Genomic DNA, 20,512 nt, shown 5'->3' on the forward strand with positions numbered 1-20,512 from the left:
CTCACGCCCTGAACTGCCCCAGGCTGGCCTTCAACTGCGCCGCCAGGTCATCCAGCACCTTGCTGCTGGCCGTGGTCTGCATCACCACCTGCGCTGCACGCTCGGCCTGGGCATGAATCGTCTCGACCCGCCCACGCACCGCCTGCGCCCCCTGCGCCTGCTGCTCGGCCGCCCGGGTGGCCAGGCCGATCGCCGCATGCACCTGCTCCACCGACACCTGCACCGACTGCTGCAGGCGCGCGTTGTCCTTGAGCACGGTCAAGCCTTCGCTGGCCTGACGCCCGGCCTGGCTGATGGCTGCCACCGCCTCCCGCGCGCCCTGCTGCAAGGCACCGATGTGTGCCTGGATATCACCGGTCGAGCTCTGGGTCTTGCTCGCCAGCGCCCGCACTTCGTCGGCCACCACGGCAAACCCGCGCCCGGTCTCGCCAGCCCGCGCCGCCTCGATGGCGGCATTGAGCGCCAGCAGGTTGGTCTGCTCGGCAATGCCGTGGATCACCTCCAGCACCACCTCGATCTGCTGGCTCTGCTCGGCCAGCCGCTCGATCACCTTGGAGCCCGCCCCCACCTGCCCGGCCAACGCTTCGATCAGCTTGGCCACCTGGGCCGAGGTACGGCTGTTCTCGTCGGTGGCCTGGCGAATGTCCACCACCTGCTGCAACGCTGCCTGCATGGCCTGGCTTTCGGCCTGGGCTTCATCGGCCATGCTCGACAGGGCGCGCAGGCTCTCGGCCACCTCATCGCGCTGCGAAGCGGCCGCCGCATCGGCGCCCGCGTTGTTCTGCGCCATGGTGCCGATCTCGACCCCGGTGCGCTGCGCCACCTCGCCCGCTTCGCGCACGATGGGCTGCAGCTTGTCGACGAACTGGTTGACCGCCGCAGCCATGTCGCCGATCTCGTCTCGGCTGTCGATCGGTACGCGCTTGGTCAGGTCGCCGTCGCCGGCCGCCAGGTCGTTGAGCGCGGCAATCAGCAGGCGCAGCTTGCTCAGCACGCGCCGGCCGAGTACCACGGCCACCACCAGCAATACGCCGAAGCCCACCGCCACCAGCCCCAGGCCGATGTTCCAGCGCAGGGTCGCCGCTGCTTGCTGCACGGTCTGCGAGGTGTTGGCCTGCATCGCCGCGGCACTGGCCTGGGCCGCCTGCAGGCGGGCGCTCAGGGCCTTGTTGCTGTCGGCCGCAGCGCCCACCAGGCTGTCGCCGACCAACTGGTCGCCGCTGGCGATCAGCGCCGAGAAGCGCGCGTCCAGCGCCTTGAGCTCGTTGTCGACCGACGCCGTGGAGACGCCCATCACCACCTTGCCGATCTCGGTGCCGTTGGGGTTGATCGAGGCTTCGATCATGTACACCGCCGGGTCGTTGCGCGCCGCATCCAGCACCTTGTCGAGCGCCCGTTCGCCCTGGCCCTTTTCCATCAGGGCCTGGTTTATCGGGTTCTGCCGGTTCAGGTAGCGGGTCAGGTGCTGGCCCTGGGCGTCGTCGTAGACCACGAAGAGCACGTTGGCATTGCGCTGGGCGCGCCGGGAAAACTCCGACAGTGCCGGTATGTCGTCATCCCAGATGGCCCGCGGCGCAACCGATGCCAGCAGTTCGGCCATGTGATTGGCCGACTCCTTGAGGCTTTTTTCGAGGGTGACGCGCAGTTGCGCCTGCTCCTCCTGAAGGCGTGCGGATAGCCCGGCGGACAAACGCTGGCGGGTACTGGCCGAAAGGCTGTCCAGGCCCGAGCTGAGCTCACGCCCGGCCTGTTCCAGTTCACCCGACAGTTTCTGGCTGTCTGCACCCAGGCGATTACCCAGATCGGCCTCCAGCGCAGTCACCGTGCTCCGCGTCAGCGCGACCGCAACCAGCACCTGCACCAAAAGAGCGATACCCAACGCAACAAAGACAGGCCGCAACAGGCGGCTTCGTAACAATGAGAGAACGGCCGACACACAAGAACCCTCCGTATCGCGGGGCCATTATAGTGATGGCACCTTATAGGACGATTCTTACAGCAAAGGCCGTGCCGGGCAGCAGGCATACCGGTCAAATTCATAGCCAGGGCTGACCTTTATGACCCTTTCACCAACTGGCCAAAAAAAACGCCGCTGACCCGGAGGGACAGCGGCGTTCTTTACTGCCTACAGCGAATCAGGCAAACGGATGGCGCAGCACGATGGTCTCGTTGCGGTCCGGGCCGGTGGAGACGATGTCGATCGGCGCACCGATCAGCTCTTCCACACGCTTGATGTAGGCACGGGCGTTGGCCGGCAGTTCTTCCAGGGTCTTGGCGCCCACGGTCGACTCGCTCCAGCCCGGCACTTCTTCGTACACAGGCTGCAGGCCCACGTAGCTGTCGGCGTCGGTAGGGGCAACGTCCTTGCCCGCTGCGTCCTTGTAGCCGACGCAGATGTTGATGGTTTCCAGGCCATCGAGCACGTCCAGCTTGGTCAGGCAGATGCCCGAGATGCTGTTCACGTCGATGGCGCGACGCAGGATGACGGCGTCGAACCAGCCGCAACGACGGGCACGGCCGGTGGTTGCGCCAAATTCGTGGCCCTGCTTGGCCAGGTGCGCACCAACGTCGTCAAACAGCTCGGTCGGGAACGGGCCCGAACCCACGCGGGTGGTGTAGGCCTTGGTGATGCCCAGAATGTAGTCCAGGAACATCGGACCAACGCCCGAACCGGTCGCAACGCCACCGGCGGTGGTGTTGGAGCTGGTCACGTAGGGGTAGGTACCGTGGTCGATGTCCAGCAGCGAACCCTGGGCACCTTCGAACATGATGTCCTTGCCGGCGCGACGCAGGTCGTGCAGCTCGGCAGTCACGTCCAGCATCAGCGGCTTGAGCAGTTCGGCGTATTCCTTGCACTCGGCCAGGGTCTTTTCGAACTCGATGGCCGGCTCTTTGTAGTAACCCACCAGCATGAAGTTGTGGTAGTCCACCAGCTCGCGCAGCTTGTCTTCGAAGCGTGGCATGTTGAGCAGGTCGCCCACACGCAGGCCACGACGCGCAACCTTGTCTTCGTAGGCCGGGCCGATGCCGCGACCGGTGGTGCCGATCTTCAGCTCGCCACGGGCCTTTTCGCGGGCCTGGTCCAGGGCCACGTGGAAGGACAGGATCAGCGGGCAGGACGGGCTGATGCGCAGGCGCTCGCGCACCGGTACGCCCTTCTCTTCCAGCTTGGTGATCTCGCGCAGCAGGGCGTCGGGAGCAACCACCACACCGTTGCCGATCAGGCACTGCACGCCTTCGCGCAGCACGCCCGAAGGGATCAGGTGCAGCACGGTCTTCTCACCGTCGATCACCAGGGTGTGGCCGGCGTTGTGGCCACCCTGGTAGCGCACTACGGCGGCAGCATGTTCGGTCAGCAGATCGACGATCTTGCCTTTGCCCTCATCACCCCACTGGGTGCCCAGGACTACGACATTCTTACCCATAACACTTGTCCTCATTCGCGCAAACTTGGCGCCGGCTCGTGCCGGCGTGGAATCTCAAATGGCCAGCGGCAGAACCTGCCAAAGCCCGTTTTGCTGAATCAATTGCCGATCGCAATCCGCCTCGACGGCGGCGGTCAGCGGCTGCCCAGGCAAGGCCTGAACCACCCGCTGGCCCTCACTGCGCAATTGGCAGACCAACTGCCAAAGTGCTGCATCGCTGCTGTCGGGCATCCAGATCCCGCCAGACGGCAACACCACCTCGGCTCGCCCCAGTGTGACCAGGGTCTTCAAATCCGTGGAGAAACCGGTAGCCGGGCGTGCCCGGCCAAAGTCCGCTCCGATGTCGTCATAGCGACCGCCCTGGGCGATCGACTGGCCGACGCCTGGCACGAAGGCGGCAAACACCACACCGGTGTGGTAGTGATAGCCGCGCAACTCGCCCAGGTCGAAATACAGCGGCAGCTCGGGGTAACGCGTGGCGAGGCGCTCGGCGATCGCCATCAGGTCATCCAGCGCCGCCAGCACTGCGGCCGGGGCACGGCCCAGGCGCACACGTGCCTGCTCGAGCACTTCGCGCCCACCGCACAGCTCGGTCAGCGAACGCAGCATGCCGGCCAGGTCAGCCGGCAGCGTGGCGGTCAGCTCGATCACTTCGTCGATGGCCTTGCGCTGCAGGGCGTCGAACAACTGCTGCTCGACCGCGCCCGACAGGCCGGCCGCACGGGCCAGGCCGCGGTAGATACCGACATGCCCGAGGTCCATGTGCACATCCGGCACGTCGGCCAGTTGCAGCATGGCCAGCATCAGGCTGATGACCTCGACGTCGCTGACCGGGCTGGCATCGCCGTACAGCTCGGCGCCCAGCTGAATCGGGCTGCGCGAGGTCGACAGGGCACGTGGCAAGGCGTGCAGCACGCTGCCGGCATAGCACAGGCGGCTCGGCCCTTCACGGCGCAGGGTGTGCGCGTCGATGCGCGCCACCTGTGGCGTGATGTCGGCCCGAAAGCCCATCTGCCGCCCGGATTGCGGGTCGATGACCTTGAAGGTGCGCAGATCCAGGTCCTGGCCGGCACCGGTGAGCAGCGATTCCAGGTACTCGATATGCGGGGTCACGACAAACTCGTAACCCCAGCTCTGGAACAGGTCCAACACCTGACGACGCGCGATCTCGATGCGCGCCGCCTCAGGTGGCAGTACTTCTTCGATGCCATCTGGCAGCAGCCAGCGGTCTACCGTTGCCATTACGCCATTTCCCCTATGGTCCGGGCGGCCTGCCCGCGGGCGAGCCTTGAGTGAAGCAGCTATCGGCACACAATGACGGGCAGCGCTGATTCCAGCGAAACCGCAGTGCCGATACCCTCGTAAAACCTGAAGTGCGCCACAAGCCCGGGCCCGATAAAGGCCAATCGATCTTGCAGACGCAAAAAAGCCGGGAATTTCCCGGCTGCCGCATCATACACCCGTTTTCTCGCGGGAGGCACCCCGCCCGACGTTTTAGCCGCCGGGCGGGGTGTGCATGCTTACGGTTTGGTCTTGCCCATGAAGCGGAAGAACTCGCTGCTCGGGTCCAGCACCAGCACGTCGCTCTTGTCGGCGAAGCTCTCGCGGTAGGCCTTCAGGCTGCGATAGAACGCGTAGAACTCCTGGTCCTGGCCATAGGCCTTGGCGTAGATGGCTGCTGCCTGGGCATCACCATCACCACGGGTTTCTTCCGACTCGCGATAGGCTTCGGCCAGCAACACGCGGCGTTGACGATCGGCGTCGGCACGGATGCCTTCGGCCAGCTCGTTACCCTTGGCGCGGTGCTCGCGAGCTTCACGCTCACGCTCGGTGCTCATGCGTTCGAACACGCTGCGGTTCACTTCCTTGGGCAGGTCGATGGCCTTGACGCGAACGTCGACCACTTCGATGCCCAGCTCCTTGCTGGCCATGCGGTTCAGCGAAGCGGTGATGTCAGCCATCAGCGCGTCACGTTCACCGGATACCACCTCATGCAGGGTGCGCTTGCCGAACTGGTCGCGCAGGCCGCTTTCCAGACGGCGCGACAGACGTTCGTCGGCGATCTGCTTGAGGCCCGAAGTCGCGGTGTAGAAACGCTCGGCGTCCTGCACGCGCCACTTGGCGTAGGCATCGACCATCACCGCTTTCTTCTCCAGGGTCAGGAACCGCTGGGTCGGTGCGTCAAGGGTCATCAGCCGCGCGTCGAACTTGCGCACCTGGTTGACGTAGGGAACCTTCACATGCAGGCCAGGCTGCACATCGGCCTGTACCACACGGCCGAATTGCAGCAGCACGGCGCGTTCGGTCTGGGCCACGATGTAGAAGCTGTTCCAGGCGACGATCGCCAGCACCACGGCGACGATCACGGCGATCAGGGATTTATTGCTCATCAGCGGCTCTCCCTGGAGCGCGTCTCGCGCTGTTGCTGTTGCAGGTCTGCGGCGGCACGGTTGGCGGCGTCATTGGCCGACGGCGTGACGCTGGTGACCGGGGTGCTGCCACTGCGGCGGCTGTCGATCATCTTGTCCAGCGGCAGGTAGAGCAGGTTGCTCTGACCGTCCTTGCCGGATACCAGGACCTTGCTGGTGTTGCTATACACTTCCTGCATGGTGTCCAGGTACAGACGCTGACGGGTCACCTCTGGAGCCTTGCGGTACTCGGCCACCAGCTTGGTGAAGCGGTCGGCCTCACCCTTGGCACGCGAGACCACTTCATCGCGGTAGCCGTTGGCATCCTCGATGATGCGCTGCGCCTGACCACGGGCTTCCGGCACCACGCCGTTGGCGTAGGACTCGGCCTGGTTGCGCGCACGCTGCTCGTCTTCACGGGCACGGATCACGTCGTCGAAGGCTTCCTGCACTTCACGCGGGGCTGCCGCGCTCTGCACGTTGACCTGGGTCACGGTGATACCGGTGCGGTAGGTGTCGAGGAAGCGTTGCAGACGCTCCTTGATTTCCACGGCCATCTGCTCACGACCTTCGGTCAGCACCTTGTCCATCGAGGTGGAACCCACCACGTGGCGCAGGGCACTGTCGGTCGCGTGCTGCAGGCTGACTTCAGGCTGATCGACGTTCAGCACGAAATCCTGCAGGTTGGTGATCTTGTACTGCACGGTCAGCGGCACTTCGACGATGTTCTCGTCTTCGGTCAGCATCTGGCCCTGCTTGGTATAAGCACGCTCGCGGGTGACGTTCTCCATGTACTTGCGATCGATCGGCGGGAAGTAGATGTTCAGGCCCGGCCCTACGGTTTCGTAGTATTTGCCGAAGCGCAGCACCACGGCCTGCTCCTGTTCGTCCACCACGTACACGGCGCTGTACAGCCATATGGCCGCCAGTACGGCCAGGCCGATACCCAGCAGACCGAAACCGGCACCCTTGCCGGAGCCGCTGTCGCCGCCCCGTTTCTTGCCACTGCCGAACATGCCGTTCAGGCTATCCTGCAGCTTGCGGAAGGCCTCGTCGAGATCCGGTGGTCCCTTCTTGTCGCCGCCACCACGGCGCCCACCCCAAGGATCCTGATTGTTCGAGTTGCCACCCGGCTCATTCCAAGCCATAGCGCTCTCCATCTGATAAAGCAAAGACGCGCCCACGGCGCGCCGTCCAATGCTACAGAATGCCTGTCACGGCTGCCCGACCGCGAGGTCGGGCTTGTATTGCAAAGTGTGTTGCTCGATGAACTCCAGCGGTTTCATCCCCTCGCGGCTTACCAGGCGATTGAACTCGACCCGGGACAAGCGTACCGCCAGCAGGGTGTTGCCGTCTTCGTCATGGTCTTCGCTCTGCACCGCCCCCAGGTCGAAGAACAGCGCGCGCAACCGCGCGAAACGCTGTTCCAGGCGCAGGGTACCGATGAACAGGTCATCCCCCAGCAGTTCTGCAATCGCCTGCCCCACCAGCTCCAGGCCACGACCGTCACGGGCCGACACCCATACCCGCTGCGGCTTGCCGTCGGCATCGCGCTGGATCTGCGGCTCGACCCCTTCGAGCAGGTCGAGTTTGTTATACACCTCGAGGATCGGCAAGCCTTCGGCACCGATCTCGCCGAGCACCGCCATGACCTGCTCGATCTGCTCCATGCGCTCCGGCTCATGGGCGTCGATCACGTGCAGCAGCAGGTCGGAGTTGCTCGACTCTTCGAGCGTAGCCCGAAATGCCTCGACCAGCTTGTGCGGCAGGTGACGGATGAAGCCCACGGTGTCGGCCAGCACCACCGGCCCGACGTCATCCAGCTCGAGCCGACGCAGGGTCGGGTCGAGGGTGGCGAACAGCTGGTCGGCCGCATACACCTCGGACTGGGTCAGCGCATTGAACAAAGTGGACTTGCCGGCGTTGGTGTACCCCACCAGCGACACCGAGGGGATATCCGCGCGCTTGCGCCCGCGCCGTGCCTGCTCGCGCTGGCTGCGCACCTTCTCCAGGCGGCCCTTGATCTGGCGCAGGCGTATGCGCAGCAGGCGCCGGTCGGTTTCGAGCTGGGTTTCACCCGGCCCGCGCAGACCAATACCGCCCTTCTGCCGCTCGAGGTGAGTCCAACCGCGCACCAGGCGCGTGCTCATGTGCTCGAGCTGGGCCAGTTCGACCTGCAGCTTGCCTTCGTGGGTACGTGCCCGCTGGGCGAAGATGTCGAGAATCAGACCCGTGCGGTCAAGCACGCGACACTCGAAGATACGTTCGAGGTTACGTTCCTGACTGGGCGTGAGGGTGTGATTGAAAATGACCAAATCGGCCTGTTCGGCTTTGACCAGGTCGCGAAATTCCTCGACCTTGCCGCTGCCAATCAGGAACTTGGCGGTAGGCTGGTGTCGCGCCACATTGGCGAACGCGACAATATCGGCACCGGCCGACAGGGCCAGCTCGCGGAACTCCTGCGGGTCTTCGCGCGCCTCAGGGCTCTGACCTTCCAAGTGAACGAGGATTGCCCGTTCACCACCACCGTGGCGCTCAAAGAACAAAGCAGACTCCTATCAGGCGTTACCTGGCTCAGCGTCGCCCTGTTCGGCGTCGGCTGCGCTTGGCAGACGAATCGGACGAACCGGCACCACTGTCGAGATCGCGTGCTTGTAGACCATCTGGCTGACGGTGTTCTTCAGCAGAATCACGAACTGGTCGAACGACTCGATCGTGCCCTGCAGCTTGATGCCGTTGACCAGATAGATCGAAACGCCGACCTTCTCTTTTCTCAAAGTATTCAAGTAAGGGTCTTGTAGCGAATGCCCTTTTGACATATGCCGCACTCCTGTAAGGATCAATAGTAAAAAATCAAAGAAATATGATGGCTCAGGCCGCCCCACCCCCAAGAGTAGACGGCAATTGCAGGGACTCAGCCCAATATGGAGACCGATCCCAGGTATTTCAAGGTGCGTGGCAGATTGTCGCAAGCCAGGCTGTCCAACCAGTGCAGATCGGCCCAACTGCGCAACCAGGTAAACTGCCGCTTCGCCAATTGGCGAGTGGCAATGATGCCGCGCTCCTGCATTTCAGCTGCACTCAACTTGCCATCAAGGTGATCCCAGACCTGGCGATAACCGACTGCCCGTATAGACGGCAGCCCTGCATGCAAGTCACTTCTGGCACGCAGTGATCGGACCTCGTCGACGAAGCCCTGTTCCAGCATTTGCCCAAATCGTAGCGCAATTCGCTCGTGCAGCACCTTTCGATCCTGCGGGGCGATTGCCAGGCTGGCGACAGTATAGGGCAATTGTTCCTGGCCCGAAGCGCCTGCGACGCTACTTTGCGCCGATTGACGCTCGCGATGTGACGTCATCGTCATGCCGCTGACCCGGTACACCTCCAGCGCCCGTACCAACCGCTGCGGATCGTTGGGGTGGATGCGCGCCGCCGATTCGGGGTCGACCGCCGCCAGCTGGGCGTGCAAGGCCTGCCAGCCCAGCTGTGCAGCCTCGGCTTCAAGCTCGGCACGCACCTGCGCATCGGCCGCAGGCATATCGGCCAAGCCTTCGAGCAGCGCCTTGAAATACAGCATGGTGCCGCCCACCAGCAGCGGGATATTGCCGCGCGCGGTGATCTCGGCCATGGCCTGCAGCGCATCGCGGCGAAAATCGGCTGCCGAATAGCTCTGGGCCGGGTCGAGGATGTCGATCAGCCGGTGCGGGTGCTCGGCCAGCAACGCCTTGGACGGCTTGGCGGTGCCGATGTCCATGCCGCGGTAGACCAGCGCCGAATCGACGCTGATAAGCTCGCACGGCAGCACCTTGGTCAGCTCGATGGCAAGGTCGGTCTTGCCGGCGGCGGTGGGGCCCATCAGGAAGATGGCCGGGGGATTGCGAACTGCCATATCAGCGACCGCGCAGGAACAGTTTGTCCAGATCGTCCAGGCCCATCTGGGTCCAGGTCGGTCGGCCATGGTTGCATTGACCGCTGCGCTCGGTGTTTTCCATGTCGCGCAGCAGGCCGTTCATTTCCGGCAGGGCCAGGCGCCGGTTGGCGCGAATCGCGCCATGACAGGCCATGGTACCGAGCAGCTCGTTCAGGTGTGCCTGGATACGGTCGCTGGTGCCGTATTCCATCAGGTCGGCCAACACGTCCTGCACCAGGCGATTGGCCTCGGCCTGCTTGAGCAACGCAGGGATCTGCCGGATCGCCAGGCTTTCCGGGCCCAGGCGCTGCAGTTCGAAGCCCAGGCGCTGGAACCACGCCGCGTGTTCTTCGGCGCAATCGGCCTCGCGCTGGCTCAGGGCCAGAGACTCGGGCACCAGCAGCGGCTGGCCGCTCAGGCCCTCGCTGGCCATGGCCACCTTGAGCCGCTCGTACATGATCCGCTCGTGGGCCGCATGCATGTCCACCAGCACCAGGCCCTGGGCGTTCTCGGCAAGAATATAGATGCCCTTGAGCTGCGCCAGCGCATAGCCCAGCGGCGGAATATCGCCCTGGCCCTGAGGCAGGTTGGCCGGCTCGCTGCCGGGCAGCGGGGCGAAGAATTCGCGATACACCCCCTGGGCCTCGGCCGCGGGCAATGCCTGGGCCGGACGCGGGGTGTACTGGTACTGGTAGCCGGCGCCCGAGCCACTGCCCGCGGCGCTGCCCGCCGTGTGCAGCATCGGCTGCGCCGGGGGCTGTTCGAGCAGGTTGGCGGCCAGGCGCATCTCGCCCTGGGGGCCGAACTCGCCGGCCTGCAGGCCACTGGGGCGCTCCACCTCGGGGGCAGCGGCTGCACCCGGCTGGTGATCCTGCGGGCGCACATCGGCCAGCGCCCGGTGCAGGGTGCCGTACAGGAAGTCGTGCACCATGCGCCCGTCACGAAAGCGCACCTCGTGCTTGGTAGGGTGCACGTTCACGTCCACGCCGGTGGGGTCGACCTCCAGAAACAGCACGAAGGTCGGGTGCCGACCATTGAACAGCACGTCGCGGTAGGCCTGGCGCACCGCGTGGGCGACCAGCTTGTCGCGCACGGCACGGCCGTTGACGAAGAAATACTGCAGGTCGGCCTGGCTGCGCGAGAAGGTCGGCAGGCCGACCCAGCCCCACAGATGCAGGCCGTTGCGCTCCACCTCGATCGGCAGCGCCTGCTCCAGAAAGCCCGGGCCGCAGATCGAGGCCACGCGCCGTGCGCGGGCCGTGTCGTCATGGGCTTCATGCAGGCTGAGGACGCTCTTGCCGTTGTGGCGCAAATGGAAGGCCACGTCGAAGCGCGCCAGCGCCAGGCGCCGGATGACTTCCTGCAGATGGTCGAATTCGGTTTTTTCGGTCTTGAGGAACTTGCGCCGGGCCGGGGTATTGAAGAACAGGTCGCGCACCTCGACCGAGGTACCCACCGGATGCGCTGCCGGCTGCACCCGCGGGGACATGTCGCGGCCTTCGGTTTCAACCTGCCAGGCCTGGTCGGCGTCGCGGGTGCGCGAGGTCAGGGTCAGGCGCGCGACCGAGCTGATCGACGCCAGTGCCTCGCCGCGAAAGCCCAGGCTCATTACCCGTTCGAGGTCTTCCAGGTCGCGGATCTTGCTGGTGGCGTGCCGCGCCAGGGACAACGGCAGGTCGTCGGCAGCGATACCGCTGCCATCATCGCGCACCCGCAGCAGCTTGACCCCGCCCTGCTCCACCTCGACGTCGATGCGCCGGGCGCCGGAGTCGAGGCTGTTTTCCAGCAGCTCCTTGATCACCGAGGCCGGGCGTTCGACCACCTCGCCTGCGGCGATCTGGTTGGCAAGCCGCGGGCTGAGCAGCTCGATGCGAGCGCCGCTGCTCATGGCTGGCCAGCCAGCGTGGTGGCCGGTACGTCGAGGTTCTGGCCCACCTTCAGCTCATCGGTTTTAAGGCCGTTGGTGCTGCGCAGGCTGGCCACGCTGACCTGGTAGCGCACCGCGATCATGGCCAGGGTCTCGCCCGGACGCACGGTGTGCTCGCGCGGGCCCTGGGCGATCTTGCCGCTGTCACGCAGGAAGGCGATGTAGGTACCCGGCGGCGGGTTCTGCTGGAAGAACTGGCGCACGCCACTGTGGATCGAGCGTGCCAGGGCCTGCTGATGGCTGGCAGTGGCCAGCTTGGAGGCCTCGTTGGCGTTGGAGATGAACCCGGTTTCCACCAGGATCGACGGGATGTCCGGCGACTTGAGCACCATGAACCCGGCCTGTTCCACGCGGCGCTTGTGCAGCGGGGTGACCCGGCCGATATTGCCCAGCACCTTCTGCCCCACGTTGAGGCTGGAGCTGAGCGAGGCGGTCATCGACAGGTCGAGCAGCACGCCAGCAAGCATGCGGTCCTTGTCGTCGAGGCTGACGTTGCCGGCACCACCGATCAGGTCGGAGCGGTTTTCGCTGTCGGCCAGCCAGCGCGCCGTCTCGGACGTGGCGCCACGGTCGGACAGGGCGAACACCGAGGCACCGAAGGCCGCCTTGGACGGTGCGGCGTCGGCGTGGATCGAGATGAACAGGTCGGCGCCCTTCTTGCGCGCAATCTCGGTACGCTTGCGCAGCGGGATGAAGTAGTCGCCGGTACGCGTCAGCTCGGCGCGAAAGCCCTTCTCGCTGTTGATCTGGCGCTGCAGTTCCTTGGCGATGGCCAGCACGATGTCTTTCTCATGCTGGCCGCGCGAGCCGGACGCACCCGGGTCTTCGCCGCCGTGACCGGCGTCGATGGCGATCACGATGTCACGCTTGCCGCTGGGCACCGGGGTCAGCTTGATCGCCGGCTGCGTCGGGGTCACCGGCACGGCCGGCGTGGTGGCCACCGACGGGGTCGGGGTGGGTGGCGTGGCGTCGGATTCCTGATCGAACAGGTCGACCACCAGGCGGTTGCCGTACTGGGCGTTGGGCGCCAGGGTGAAGCTCTTGGGCGTCACCGACTTTTTCAAGTCGATGACCACGCGAAGGTCGGTAGGGGTGCGCTGCGCCGAGCGCACGCTGGTGATCGGGGTATTGGAGGTGGACACGTTCAAAGGCGCACCCAGGGTTGCGCCATTGATGTCGATCACCAGGCGATCCGGGGCCGTCAGGGTGAACACACTGTGCTGCACCGGGCCGGACAGGTCGAACACCAGGCGTGTGTTGTCCGGCGCACGCCATAAACGGACACTCTTTACTTGCGTGATCGCGAAGGCATCGACGGTTACTGCCGCCAGCAGCAGTCCTACAACGCCAAACAGTGCGCGAAAGCGCATACCTATCCCCATTTTCTAATTGATATCCAAGGCCAGAGCGGCACACCAGGCTTCACCGCGAGAGCCCTGCGGCAACAGGTTCAGCGAACGCCCGTCCGCCTGGGGGCTTATGGTAATGGTCAGGTCGGGCTTTGGCAAAATGCCCGCCCCCTTCTGGGGCCACTCGAACAGGCACAGGGCGTCGTCTTCGAAGTAGTCGCGAATGCCCATGAACTCCAGCTCCTCCGGATCGACCAGGCGATACAGGTCGAAATGGAAGGCACGAATGTCGCCAATCTCGTAGGGCTCAACCACGGTGAAGGTAGGACTTTTCACCGCGCCGATGTGTCCCAGACCACGGATGATGCCCCGTGACAGGGTGGTCTTGCCGGCCCCCAGGTCACCCTCGAGGAAAATCACGCCGTGACCCTTGGTCACCTGGGCGATACGGGCACCGAACTCACACATGGCCGCTTCGTCGGCCATAAACAGGGTTACACCTGACACGCTGAATGCTCCTCCAGAACTTGACGAATGACCGGTATCAGGTCGCTGGCCGCCAGCCCGCGACCTTGTACGCCCAGGCGCTCGCCGGCACAGGCGTGCAGCCACACCCCCAGGCAGGCGGCGTCCCAGGCCGGCATGCCCTGGGCCAGCAGCGCACCCAGCACGCCGCTGAGCACATCGCCCAGGCCGGCACCGGCCATGGCCGGGTGACCGCGCTGGCACAGTGCCAATTGCCCGGCCGGGTCGGCCACCAGCGTGCCGGCGCCTTTAAGCACACACACCGCCGCGTACTTGCGCGCCAGCTTGAGCGCCGCCCAGGAGCGATCGGCCTGCACCGCTTCGGTGGAAATCCCCAGCAGGCGCGCCGCCTCCCCCGGATGCGGGGTAATGATGCTGCCCGCCGCCAGCGGCAAGGGTGCTTGCGCCAGCAGGTTCAGCGCATCGGCATCCCACACCTGGGCGTGCCTGGCCGGCACCACCGCCGAGAGCAGGCTGCGCCCCCAGGCGGCCTGCCCCAGTCCGGGTCCGACCACCAGTACGGTGGCGCGTTCAATCGGCGCCATCAACTGGTTGGCCGAATGCACGCCCAGGCTCATCACCTCGGGCAGGCGGGCCAGCGCGGCGGGCAGCTGCTCGCTGCGGGTGGCCAGTGACACCAGGCCGGCGCCGCAGCGCAGCGCCGCCTCGGCACTGAGCAGCACCGCACCGCCCGTGCCACGGTCGCCACCGACCACCAGCACATGGCCGAAGTCGCCCTTGTGCGCGGCATTCGAGCGCGGCGCGAGGCTCGCCAGGGTGACGCTGGTGAGCACCAATGGCTGATTTGCAGGGTGTTTGGTCTGAGGCATGCGTCGTTCGGCTCCGATGTCTGGCAGAATTATACGCACCTGAGTCATCGTTGCCCTATTTCGCATGTCTGCTTCCCCCCTCGATCTACCCGCCCTCGCCCAATCGATCAAGGATTGGGGCCGTGAACTGGGCTTTGCGCACGTCGGCATTGCCGGTGTGGAGCTGGGCGAACACGAAAAACACCTGGAACGCTGGCTGGCCGAGGGCTATCACGGCGAGATGGAGTACATGGGCGCCCATGGCAGCAAACGCTCGCACCCCGACGAGCTGGTGCCGGGCACCTTGCGCGTGGTGTCGCTGCGCATGGACTACCTGCCGGGCGACACGCAGATGGCGCAGATGCTCGCCCAGCCCGAAAAGGCCTACATCTCGCGCTATGCGCTGGGGCGCGACTACCACAAGCTGGTCCGCAAGCGCGTACAGCACCTGGCCGAGCGCATCCAGAAAGACATCGGGCCGTTCGGCTTCCGCGCCTTCGTCGACAGCGCGCCGGTGCTGGAAAAGGCCATCGCCGAACAGGCCGGGCTGGGCTGGATCGGCAAGAACACCTTGTTGCTCAACCGCAAGGCGGGCAGCTACTTCTTCCTCAGCGAGCTGTTCGTCGACCTGCCGCTACCGGTGGACGAGGCACAGGCCACCGAGCATTGCGGGCGGTGCAGTGCATGCCTGGACATCTGCCCCACCCAGGCCTTCGTGGGGCCGTATGTGCTGGATGCGCGGCGCTGCATTTCGTACCTGACCATCGAACTGAAGAGCGCGATCCCCGAAGAGCTGCGGCCGCTGATCGGCAACCGGGTGTTCGGCTGTGACGATTGCCAGATCGTGTGCCCGTGGAACCGCTTTGCCCGGCCCACCGGCGAAGCGGATTTCAAGCCGCGCCACGGGCTGGACAACGCCGGGCTGGCGGAGCTGTTCATGTGGGATGAAGAGACGTTTCTGGCCAGCACCGAAGGCTCGCCGCTGCGCCGGGCAGGGTATGAGCGCTGGTTGCGCAACCTGGCGGTGGGGCTGGGCAATGCGCCCTCGACCATCCCGGTGCTGGAGGCGCTCCAGGCGCGGCGGGAGTATCCGTCGGAGCTGGTGAGGGAGCATGTGGAGTGGGCGCTGCGTCAGCATCAGGCACGCCTCTAGGCAGGCGGTGCGGCCTTCGCCGGCAAGGCCGGCTCCTACACAGGCCGGTGCCGTCTGTAGGAGCCAGCCTTGCTGGCGAACAGGCCCTCAATGCTCGTCGTTGTACTGGAACTTCGGCATTTCCCAGCGAAACCGTATCGCCAGCAGCCTGAGCAGCAACCCGCCAAACAGCGTCAGCAGAATCGCCTGCTCCCCCGGCACCTTGAAGTACACGCACCCCAGGTAGAACCACGCCGCCAGAAACGACACGCTGGCATACAGCTCACGCCGGAAGATCAGCGGAATGTCGTTGCAGAAGATATCCCGCAGGATGCCGCCAAACACGCCGGTGATCACCCCGCTGATCGACGCCACCAGCATGCCCTGGCCCATTTCCAGCGCGGTCATGCAGCCAATCAGGGTGAACGCCACCAGCCCCAGCGCATCGAGCACCAGAAACAGCGAACGCAGGTGGCGCATCAGCGGCGCGATGAAAATGGTGATCAAGGCCGCCACGCTGGTCAGCACCAGGTACTCCGGGTGCTTCACCCAGGTCAGCGGGTAGTGGCCCAGCAGCACGTCGCGCACCGAGCCTCCGCCCAGGGCCGTGACGCAGGCGATCAGCACCACGCCGAACCAGTCCATGCCGCGCCGCCCGGCCGACAGCGCCCCGGTCATGGCTTCGGCGGTAATGGCGATCAAATAGAGCATCAACAGCATGATGGCGCAGGTCCGTGCAAAGAGGCGCGCAGTCTACCCAGTTGCCCCAGGCACCAAAAGGGGGCGCGCCAACGATTGTTGGCGCAGTGCGGGTCAGAACTTGATGAAGTGCTCGCGGTAGTGGCGCAGTTCGGCGATGGATTCGCGAATATCGTCCAGCGCCAGGTGCGTGCCACCCTTCTTGAAGCTGTCGCGCACCTCGGGAGCCCAGCGTGCGGCCAGCTCCTTGAGGGTGGACACGTCCAGGTTGCGGTAGTGGAAGAAATTCTCCAGCTCGCGCATGTGGCGGTACAGGAAGCGACGGTCCTGGCAGATGCTGTTGCCGCAGATCGGCGACTTGCCCTTGGGCACCCACTGCTCCAGGAAGCGGATCGTCTCGGCCTCGGCCTCGGCCATGCTCACCTTGCTCTCGCGCACGCGCTGGGTCAGGCCGGAGTTGCCGTGGGTACGGGTGTTCCACTCGTCCATGCGCGCCAGCACCTCGTCACTGTGGTGGATGGCGATCACCGGGCCTTCGGCCAGGGTGTTCAGGTCACTGTCGGTGACGATGGTGGCCATCTCGATGATGACGTCGCTGTCCGGATCCAGGCCGGTCATTTCCAGATCGATCCAGATCAGGTTCTGTGGGTTCTGCATGATTCTGCTCCTCGGTAGGCGCGCAGTTTAGCCTAGTGGAGCGTGCTAGACTCGACGCCGTTGCACCCTCACATGCTTTGCTTGACGAAACGAGACCTACATGGCCAAACGCCAGCTCAATCGCCGCCAGAACTGGCGCATCGAAAAAATCCAGGGTGAGCGCGCCGCCCGCGCTGCCAAACGCGAACAGCACACGCTGGACACCCTCGAAGGCGGCGACCTGGGGCCTGAACAACTGGGCCTGGTGATTGCACACTTCGGCGTGCAGGTGGAAGTCGAAGCACAGGACGGCGACGTGGCCGGCCAGGTGTTCCGTTGCCACCTGCGCGCCAACCTGCCGGCGCTGGTCACTGGTGACAAGGTGGTATGGCGCGCCGGCAACCAGGGTATCGGCGTGATCGTGGCGCAGATGCCGCGCAGCACCGAGCTGTGCCGCCCCGACAGCCGTGGCCAGCTCAAGCCGGTGGCGGCCAACGTCGACCTGATCGTGATCGTGTTCGCCCCGGCCCCCGAGCCGCATGCCAACCTGATCGACCGTTACCTGGTGGCCGCCGAGCATGCCGGTATCCGCCCGCTGCTGCTGCTGAACAAGGCCGACCTGATCGACGAGCAGAACGCCCCGGCGCTGAATGCGCTGCTGGCGGTGTACCGTCAGCTGGGTTACCCGCTGCTGGAAGTGTCGGCGCACCATGGCGACGGCATGCAGCAGTTGCAGACCTTGCTCGATGGGCACATCAGCGTGTTCGTCGGCCAGTCCGGGGTGGGCAAGTCGTCGCTGGTCAACAGCCTGCTGCCCGATGTCGACACCCGCGTGGGCGAGCTGTCGGAGTGGTCGGGCCAGGGCCAGCACACCACCACCACCGCGCGGCTGTATCACTTCCCGGGTGGCGGTGAGCTGATCGACTCGCCGGGCATTCGCGAGTTCGGCCTGGGGCACGTGAGCCGGGCGGACGTGGAGGCCGGCTTCATCGAGTTCAACGACCTGATCGGCACCTGCCGCTTCCGCGACTGCAAGCACGACCGCGAGCCGGGCTGTGCGCTGCTCAAGGCGCTGGAAGACGGGCGCGTGCAGCAGCAGCGCATGAACAGCTATCGCTCGATCATTGCCAGCCTGCCGCAGGACAGCTACTGACGGTCATGGCGCAGGCGTTTGTTCGATGAACATCGCATGCGCCACATCCTCGACCAGGGCCTTGGACATGCCGCTCAGGTAATGTGCCGCCCAGACAAGCGTGCCATCCGGCTCGATGCCGGCTTGCAAGGTGAGCTTGTAGGCGCAACTGAGCAGCAGGGCCGATTGTTCCAGGGCGAAGTCGGCGTTGTGCCCGGCTTGCACGCGAAACAGACGCTCGGCGCTCGGGCCACCCTCGCCTTCGCCGAAAGTGCCGACGCCTAGTGTCTTGAAGACTGAGCTGTTTTCCATCTGTTATCTCCCGACGACTTTATTAATTGGCTCTACGGGCGTCTTCGCCGGCAAGGCCGGCTCCTACAGGTACTGCGAGCCTTTGTAGGAGCCGGCCTTGCCGGCGAACGAGCGCACAGCGCTCGCGATCAGTGCACGAGAGGATGTCTTCGAGGGGCAGATTGGCGTATTGGGGTGGATCGGGGACGATTTTCAACATGACCAACTCCAGTATCAGTGGAGCTACCACGCTTTGCTGTCAAACAAATAGGTGGCAGCTGTACGCGGGTTGACAGACCGAGGATACCGGAACTCGGCGCACACGAAGTGCCCCACGCACAGCCGCCATAAAGCGATGCACATGTGGTCCGAAATCAGTAACGGCCTGTCAAAACCGGTCGTTGAACACCAACGACGCGACGCAGACTAGAGCGCTACCGTGACCACCGCAATGGCGGGAAAGCGGCAAAAGTATGATTGGGAAGGGGCCTACAGGGAATAGGGAAATTCCGAAGATTCGCCTTACGCGGACACCTGTAGGAGCCGGCCTTGCCGGCGAAGGCGTCAGTTGTCGCAACACATTTGTAGGCCTTTTCACCCAGGCATGTAGTCCACCTCCTGATTCAATCCCACGCCTTGCACCACGCGTCGTAATCATCAAAGGTATCCCGCACCAGATTTGCGCCCACCAGGGACCTCCGGATGCCAGTCTCACTCCTCTACTGCCGCAACGACCTGGCCGCCGCCATGGCCATCGGCGAGCACCTGCGCCTCGAGGGCCTGGCCACCTGCCTGGAGGCCATCGACCCCCAGGCCGACGATGCCTGCACCCTCACCACCCTCATCAGCCGCAGCCTGCACGGCTGCACCCACCTGATCGTGCTGGTGTCGGGCAACACCTGCGGCGCCTGGTGGGTGCCCTTCGCACTGGGCGCCGCAGCGCTGGCCGACCGACGGGTCGCCACGTTCCAGCTGGGCGAGCCGGCCAGCCCCACCTACCTGGGCGAACTGCCGGCCATGGCGCAAGCCGCCGACCTGGACCTGTTCGTCAGCGCTTACCGCCTGGAACACACCCTTGGCCGCGCCCTCAACCTGCCCACGCAGGCCGCACCCGGCGACAATCGCTGCAATGCCCAGCACTTCCAGGCCGAGCTCAAGGCCAGCATCGGTCGCGGCTACTGAAATGCCGAACCCCACACAGCACAACGCCCGCACGGATCACTCCATGCGGGCGTTGTCGGCTGCCGGCTCACTGCGGCTTGTTGGGCTCGTCCATCTTCAACACGCCATCCTCGAAGATGTTCAGCTTCTCGCGCAGTTCACGCGGCTGCATCGGCTCGGGCTCGGGCGTCGGTGCCGCAGCGCCCGGCGCAGGTGCCGCGCCCGGCTGGGCTGCGTCCGGCGGCGTCGGCGAGGTCTGTTCGCCCTCGATGGTGCGCTGGGCCTTCTTGGTCAGCACGATGATGTCGATACGACGGTTCACCGGGTTGAGCGGGTTCTCGCGGTCGAACAGCGACGACGATGCATACCCCACCACCCGCGCCACCTGGGCATCCGGATAGCCACCGGCCACCAGCGCCCGACGCGCCGCGTTGGCACGGTTGGCCGACAGCTCCCAGTTGCCGTAATCACCGGTGCCGGCGTAGGGCTTGGCATCGGTGTGGCCGCTGATGCTGATCTTGTTCGGCACCGCCTTGATGGTGTCGGCCATGGCCAGCAGGATGTCCTCGAAGTACGGCTGCAGGCGCGCACTGCCCAGGTCGAACATCGGCCGGTTCTCGGCGTCCATGATCTGGATGCGCAGGCCGTCCTGGGTGATCTCGAACAGGATCTGGTCCTTGAACTTCTGCAGTTGCGGGTTTTCTTCGACCTTGTTCTGCAGCTCCTGCAGCACCAGGTTCAAGCGGTCTTTCTCGACCTGCTCGGCCATGCTCTCGACCGCGTCCTTGTCCAGCTGGATGCTGGTGTCAGGCGTCGGCTCGGACTGCACTTCAGGGTTGATGGTCTTTTCCGGGGCCAGCTCCGGCGAGCCGCCCAGGTCGATGATGTACGGGGTGCCACTCTCGGAGAACCCGATCGGGTCCTTGAAGTAGCCGGCAATCGCGATCTTCTGCTCGGGCGTGGCGGTGGACAGCAGCCACAGCACAAGGAAGAACGCCATCATCGCCGTGGCGAAGTCGGCGAACGCGATTTTCCAGGCGCCGCCGTGATGGCCGCCGCCGAAGCGCTTTACGCGCTTGATGATGATCGGCTGATTGTTTTCCATGGA

At 65.0% G+C, this 20,512-nt stretch carries 19 protein-coding genes; 3 read left to right on the forward strand and 16 right to left on the reverse strand.

What is annotated here, in order from left to right:
• Position 1 precedes the first annotated feature (1 nt).
• From CR917_RS22440 to CR917_RS22495, 12 genes are all read right to left on the reverse strand, one after another.
• Positions 2–1,936: a methyl-accepting chemotaxis protein gene (locus CR917_RS22440; RefSeq protein WP_043863529.1), complete on the reverse strand. Its 1,935-nt coding sequence runs from the start codon at positions 1,934–1,936 to the stop codon at positions 2–4.
• A 199-nt stretch (positions 1,937–2,135) separates the two neighbouring features.
• Positions 2,136–3,425: an adenylosuccinate synthase gene (locus CR917_RS22445; RefSeq protein ID WP_043863530.1), complete on the reverse strand. Its 1,290-nt coding sequence runs from the start codon at positions 3,423–3,425 to the stop codon at positions 2,136–2,138.
• Between the two features lie 54 nt (positions 3,426–3,479).
• A complete protein-coding gene (locus CR917_RS22450; RefSeq protein WP_043863531.1) occupies positions 3,480–4,667 on the reverse strand; it encodes an ATP phosphoribosyltransferase regulatory subunit in 1,188 nt (395 codons plus the stop codon).
• Between the two features lie 278 nt (positions 4,668–4,945).
• Positions 4,946–5,815, reverse strand: coding sequence for a protease modulator HflC (hflC, locus tag CR917_RS22455; RefSeq protein WP_043863532.1), 870 nt, complete (start codon positions 5,813–5,815; stop codon positions 4,946–4,948).
• The gene (hflK, locus tag CR917_RS22460) at positions 5,815–6,981 is read right to left on the reverse strand and encodes an FtsH protease activity modulator HflK (protein ID WP_043863533.1); all 1,167 of its coding nucleotides are present in this window, start codon (positions 6,979–6,981) and stop codon (positions 5,815–5,817) included. The genes hflC and hflK overlap by 1 nt, the downstream gene beginning before the upstream one ends.
• 66 nt (positions 6,982–7,047) lie before the next feature.
• A complete protein-coding gene (hflX, locus tag CR917_RS22465) occupies positions 7,048–8,379 on the reverse strand; it encodes a ribosome rescue GTPase HflX (protein ID WP_058541590.1) in 1,332 nt (443 codons plus the stop codon).
• Positions 8,380–8,391: 12 nt separating this feature from the next.
• The gene (gene hfq / locus CR917_RS22470; RefSeq protein WP_043863535.1) at positions 8,392–8,652 is read right to left on the reverse strand and encodes an RNA chaperone Hfq; all 261 of its coding nucleotides are present in this window, start codon (positions 8,650–8,652) and stop codon (positions 8,392–8,394) included.
• 95 nt (positions 8,653–8,747) lie between these two features.
• Positions 8,748–9,722, reverse strand: a complete 975-nt coding sequence (gene miaA, locus CR917_RS22475; protein WP_043863536.1) for a tRNA (adenosine(37)-N6)-dimethylallyltransferase MiaA — start codon at positions 9,720–9,722, stop codon at positions 8,748–8,750.
• 1 nt (position 9,723) lies between these two features.
• Positions 9,724–11,631, reverse strand: a complete 1,908-nt coding sequence (gene mutL, locus CR917_RS22480) for a DNA mismatch repair endonuclease MutL (RefSeq protein WP_104572991.1) — start codon at positions 11,629–11,631, stop codon at positions 9,724–9,726.
• On the reverse strand, positions 11,628–13,052 hold the full coding sequence (locus tag CR917_RS22485) for an N-acetylmuramoyl-L-alanine amidase (protein ID WP_196932996.1): 1,425 nt from the start codon (positions 13,050–13,052) through the stop codon (positions 11,628–11,630). The genes mutL and CR917_RS22485 overlap by 4 nt, the downstream gene beginning before the upstream one ends.
• Before the next feature lie 3 nt (positions 13,053–13,055).
• Positions 13,056–13,526: a tRNA (adenosine(37)-N6)-threonylcarbamoyltransferase complex ATPase subunit type 1 TsaE gene (gene tsaE / locus CR917_RS22490; protein ID WP_043863539.1), complete on the reverse strand. Its 471-nt coding sequence runs from the start codon at positions 13,524–13,526 to the stop codon at positions 13,056–13,058.
• A complete protein-coding gene (locus CR917_RS22495) occupies positions 13,514–14,374 on the reverse strand; it encodes an NAD(P)H-hydrate dehydratase (protein WP_058541594.1) in 861 nt (286 codons plus the stop codon). The genes tsaE and CR917_RS22495 overlap by 13 nt, the downstream gene beginning before the upstream one ends.
• Before the next feature lie 64 nt (positions 14,375–14,438).
• Between CR917_RS22495 and queG the strand changes: the two genes are divergently transcribed.
• Positions 14,439–15,506 (forward strand): tRNA epoxyqueuosine(34) reductase QueG, encoded by a 1,068-nt coding sequence (queG, locus tag CR917_RS22500; RefSeq protein ID WP_043863541.1) that lies wholly within the window; start codon positions 14,439–14,441, stop codon positions 15,504–15,506.
• An 87-nt stretch (positions 15,507–15,593) separates the two neighbouring features.
• On the opposite strand, the gene CR917_RS22505 is transcribed toward queG, so the two are convergent.
• Positions 15,594–16,208 (reverse strand): trimeric intracellular cation channel family protein, encoded by a 615-nt coding sequence (locus tag CR917_RS22505; protein WP_173925102.1) that lies wholly within the window; start codon positions 16,206–16,208, stop codon positions 15,594–15,596.
• Between the two features lie 90 nt (positions 16,209–16,298).
• Positions 16,299–16,841, reverse strand: coding sequence for an oligoribonuclease (gene orn / locus CR917_RS22510; protein ID WP_043863543.1), 543 nt, complete (start codon positions 16,839–16,841; stop codon positions 16,299–16,301).
• A 100-nt stretch (positions 16,842–16,941) separates the two neighbouring features.
• Between orn and rsgA the strand changes: the two genes are divergently transcribed.
• Positions 16,942–17,973, forward strand: coding sequence for a small ribosomal subunit biogenesis GTPase RsgA (rsgA, locus tag CR917_RS22515; RefSeq protein ID WP_043863544.1), 1,032 nt, complete (start codon positions 16,942–16,944; stop codon positions 17,971–17,973).
• Between the two features lie 3 nt (positions 17,974–17,976).
• On the opposite strand, the gene CR917_RS22520 is transcribed toward rsgA, so the two are convergent.
• Positions 17,977–18,264 carry a DUF3077 domain-containing protein gene (locus tag CR917_RS22520; RefSeq protein WP_058541598.1) on the reverse strand — a complete coding sequence of 96 codons (288 nt, stop codon included), beginning with the start codon at positions 18,262–18,264 and terminating at the stop codon, positions 17,977–17,979.
• 681 nt (positions 18,265–18,945) lie between these two features.
• Between CR917_RS22520 and CR917_RS22525 the strand changes: the two genes are divergently transcribed.
• A complete protein-coding gene (locus tag CR917_RS22525; RefSeq protein WP_054916177.1) occupies positions 18,946–19,425 on the forward strand; it encodes a toll/interleukin-1 receptor domain-containing protein in 480 nt (159 codons plus the stop codon).
• A gap of 67 nt (positions 19,426–19,492) precedes the next feature.
• Here the strand turns inward: CR917_RS22525 and motB are convergent, their stop codons facing one another.
• A complete protein-coding gene (gene motB, locus CR917_RS22530; RefSeq protein ID WP_043863547.1) occupies positions 19,493–20,509 on the reverse strand; it encodes a flagellar motor protein MotB in 1,017 nt (338 codons plus the stop codon).
• Positions 20,510–20,512 lie beyond the last annotated feature (3 nt).

Origin of the sequence: Pseudomonas sp. BRM28, from assembly GCF_002939405.1 — a bacterium.
GTDB classification, from domain to species: Bacteria; Pseudomonadota; Gammaproteobacteria; order Pseudomonadales; family Pseudomonadaceae; genus Aquipseudomonas; species Aquipseudomonas palmensis.

Coding starts and splice junctions, on each gene's coding strand:
- CR917_RS22445 (WP_043863530.1), bottom strand. CDS start 3,425: ATGGGTAAGAATGTCGTAGTCCTGGGCACCCAGTGGGGTGATGAGGGC.
- CR917_RS22450 (WP_043863531.1), bottom strand. CDS start 4,667: ATGGCAACGGTAGACCGCTGGCTGCTGCCAGATGGCATCGAAGAAGTA.
- hflC (WP_043863532.1), bottom strand. CDS start 5,815: ATGAGCAATAAATCCCTGATCGCCGTGATCGTCGCCGTGGTGCTGGCG.
- hflK (WP_043863533.1), bottom strand. CDS start 6,981: ATGGCTTGGAATGAGCCGGGTGGCAACTCGAACAATCAGGATCCTTGG.
- hfq (WP_043863535.1), bottom strand. CDS start 8,652: ATGTCAAAAGGGCATTCGCTACAAGACCCTTACTTGAATACTTTGAGA.
- miaA (WP_043863536.1), bottom strand. CDS start 9,722: ATGGCAGTTCGCAATCCCCCGGCCATCTTCCTGATGGGCCCCACCGCC.
- mutL (WP_104572991.1), bottom strand. CDS start 11,631: ATGAGCAGCGGCGCTCGCATCGAGCTGCTCAGCCCGCGGCTTGCCAAC.
- CR917_RS22485 (WP_196932996.1), bottom strand. CDS start 13,052: ATGGGGATAGGTATGCGCTTTCGCGCACTGTTTGGCGTTGTAGGACTG.
- CR917_RS22495 (WP_058541594.1), bottom strand. CDS start 14,374: ATGCCTCAGACCAAACACCCTGCAAATCAGCCATTGGTGCTCACCAGC.
- queG (WP_043863541.1), top strand. CDS start 14,439: ATGTCTGCTTCCCCCCTCGATCTACCCGCCCTCGCCCAATCGATCAAG.
- orn (WP_043863543.1), bottom strand. CDS start 16,841: ATGCAGAACCCACAGAACCTGATCTGGATCGATCTGGAAATGACCGGC.
- rsgA (WP_043863544.1), top strand. CDS start 16,942: ATGGCCAAACGCCAGCTCAATCGCCGCCAGAACTGGCGCATCGAAAAA.
- CR917_RS22520 (WP_058541598.1), bottom strand. CDS start 18,264: ATGGAAAACAGCTCAGTCTTCAAGACACTAGGCGTCGGCACTTTCGGC.
- CR917_RS22525 (WP_054916177.1), top strand. CDS start 18,946: ATGCCAGTCTCACTCCTCTACTGCCGCAACGACCTGGCCGCCGCCATG.
- motB (WP_043863547.1), bottom strand. CDS start 20,509: ATGGAAAACAATCAGCCGATCATCATCAAGCGCGTAAAGCGCTTCGGC.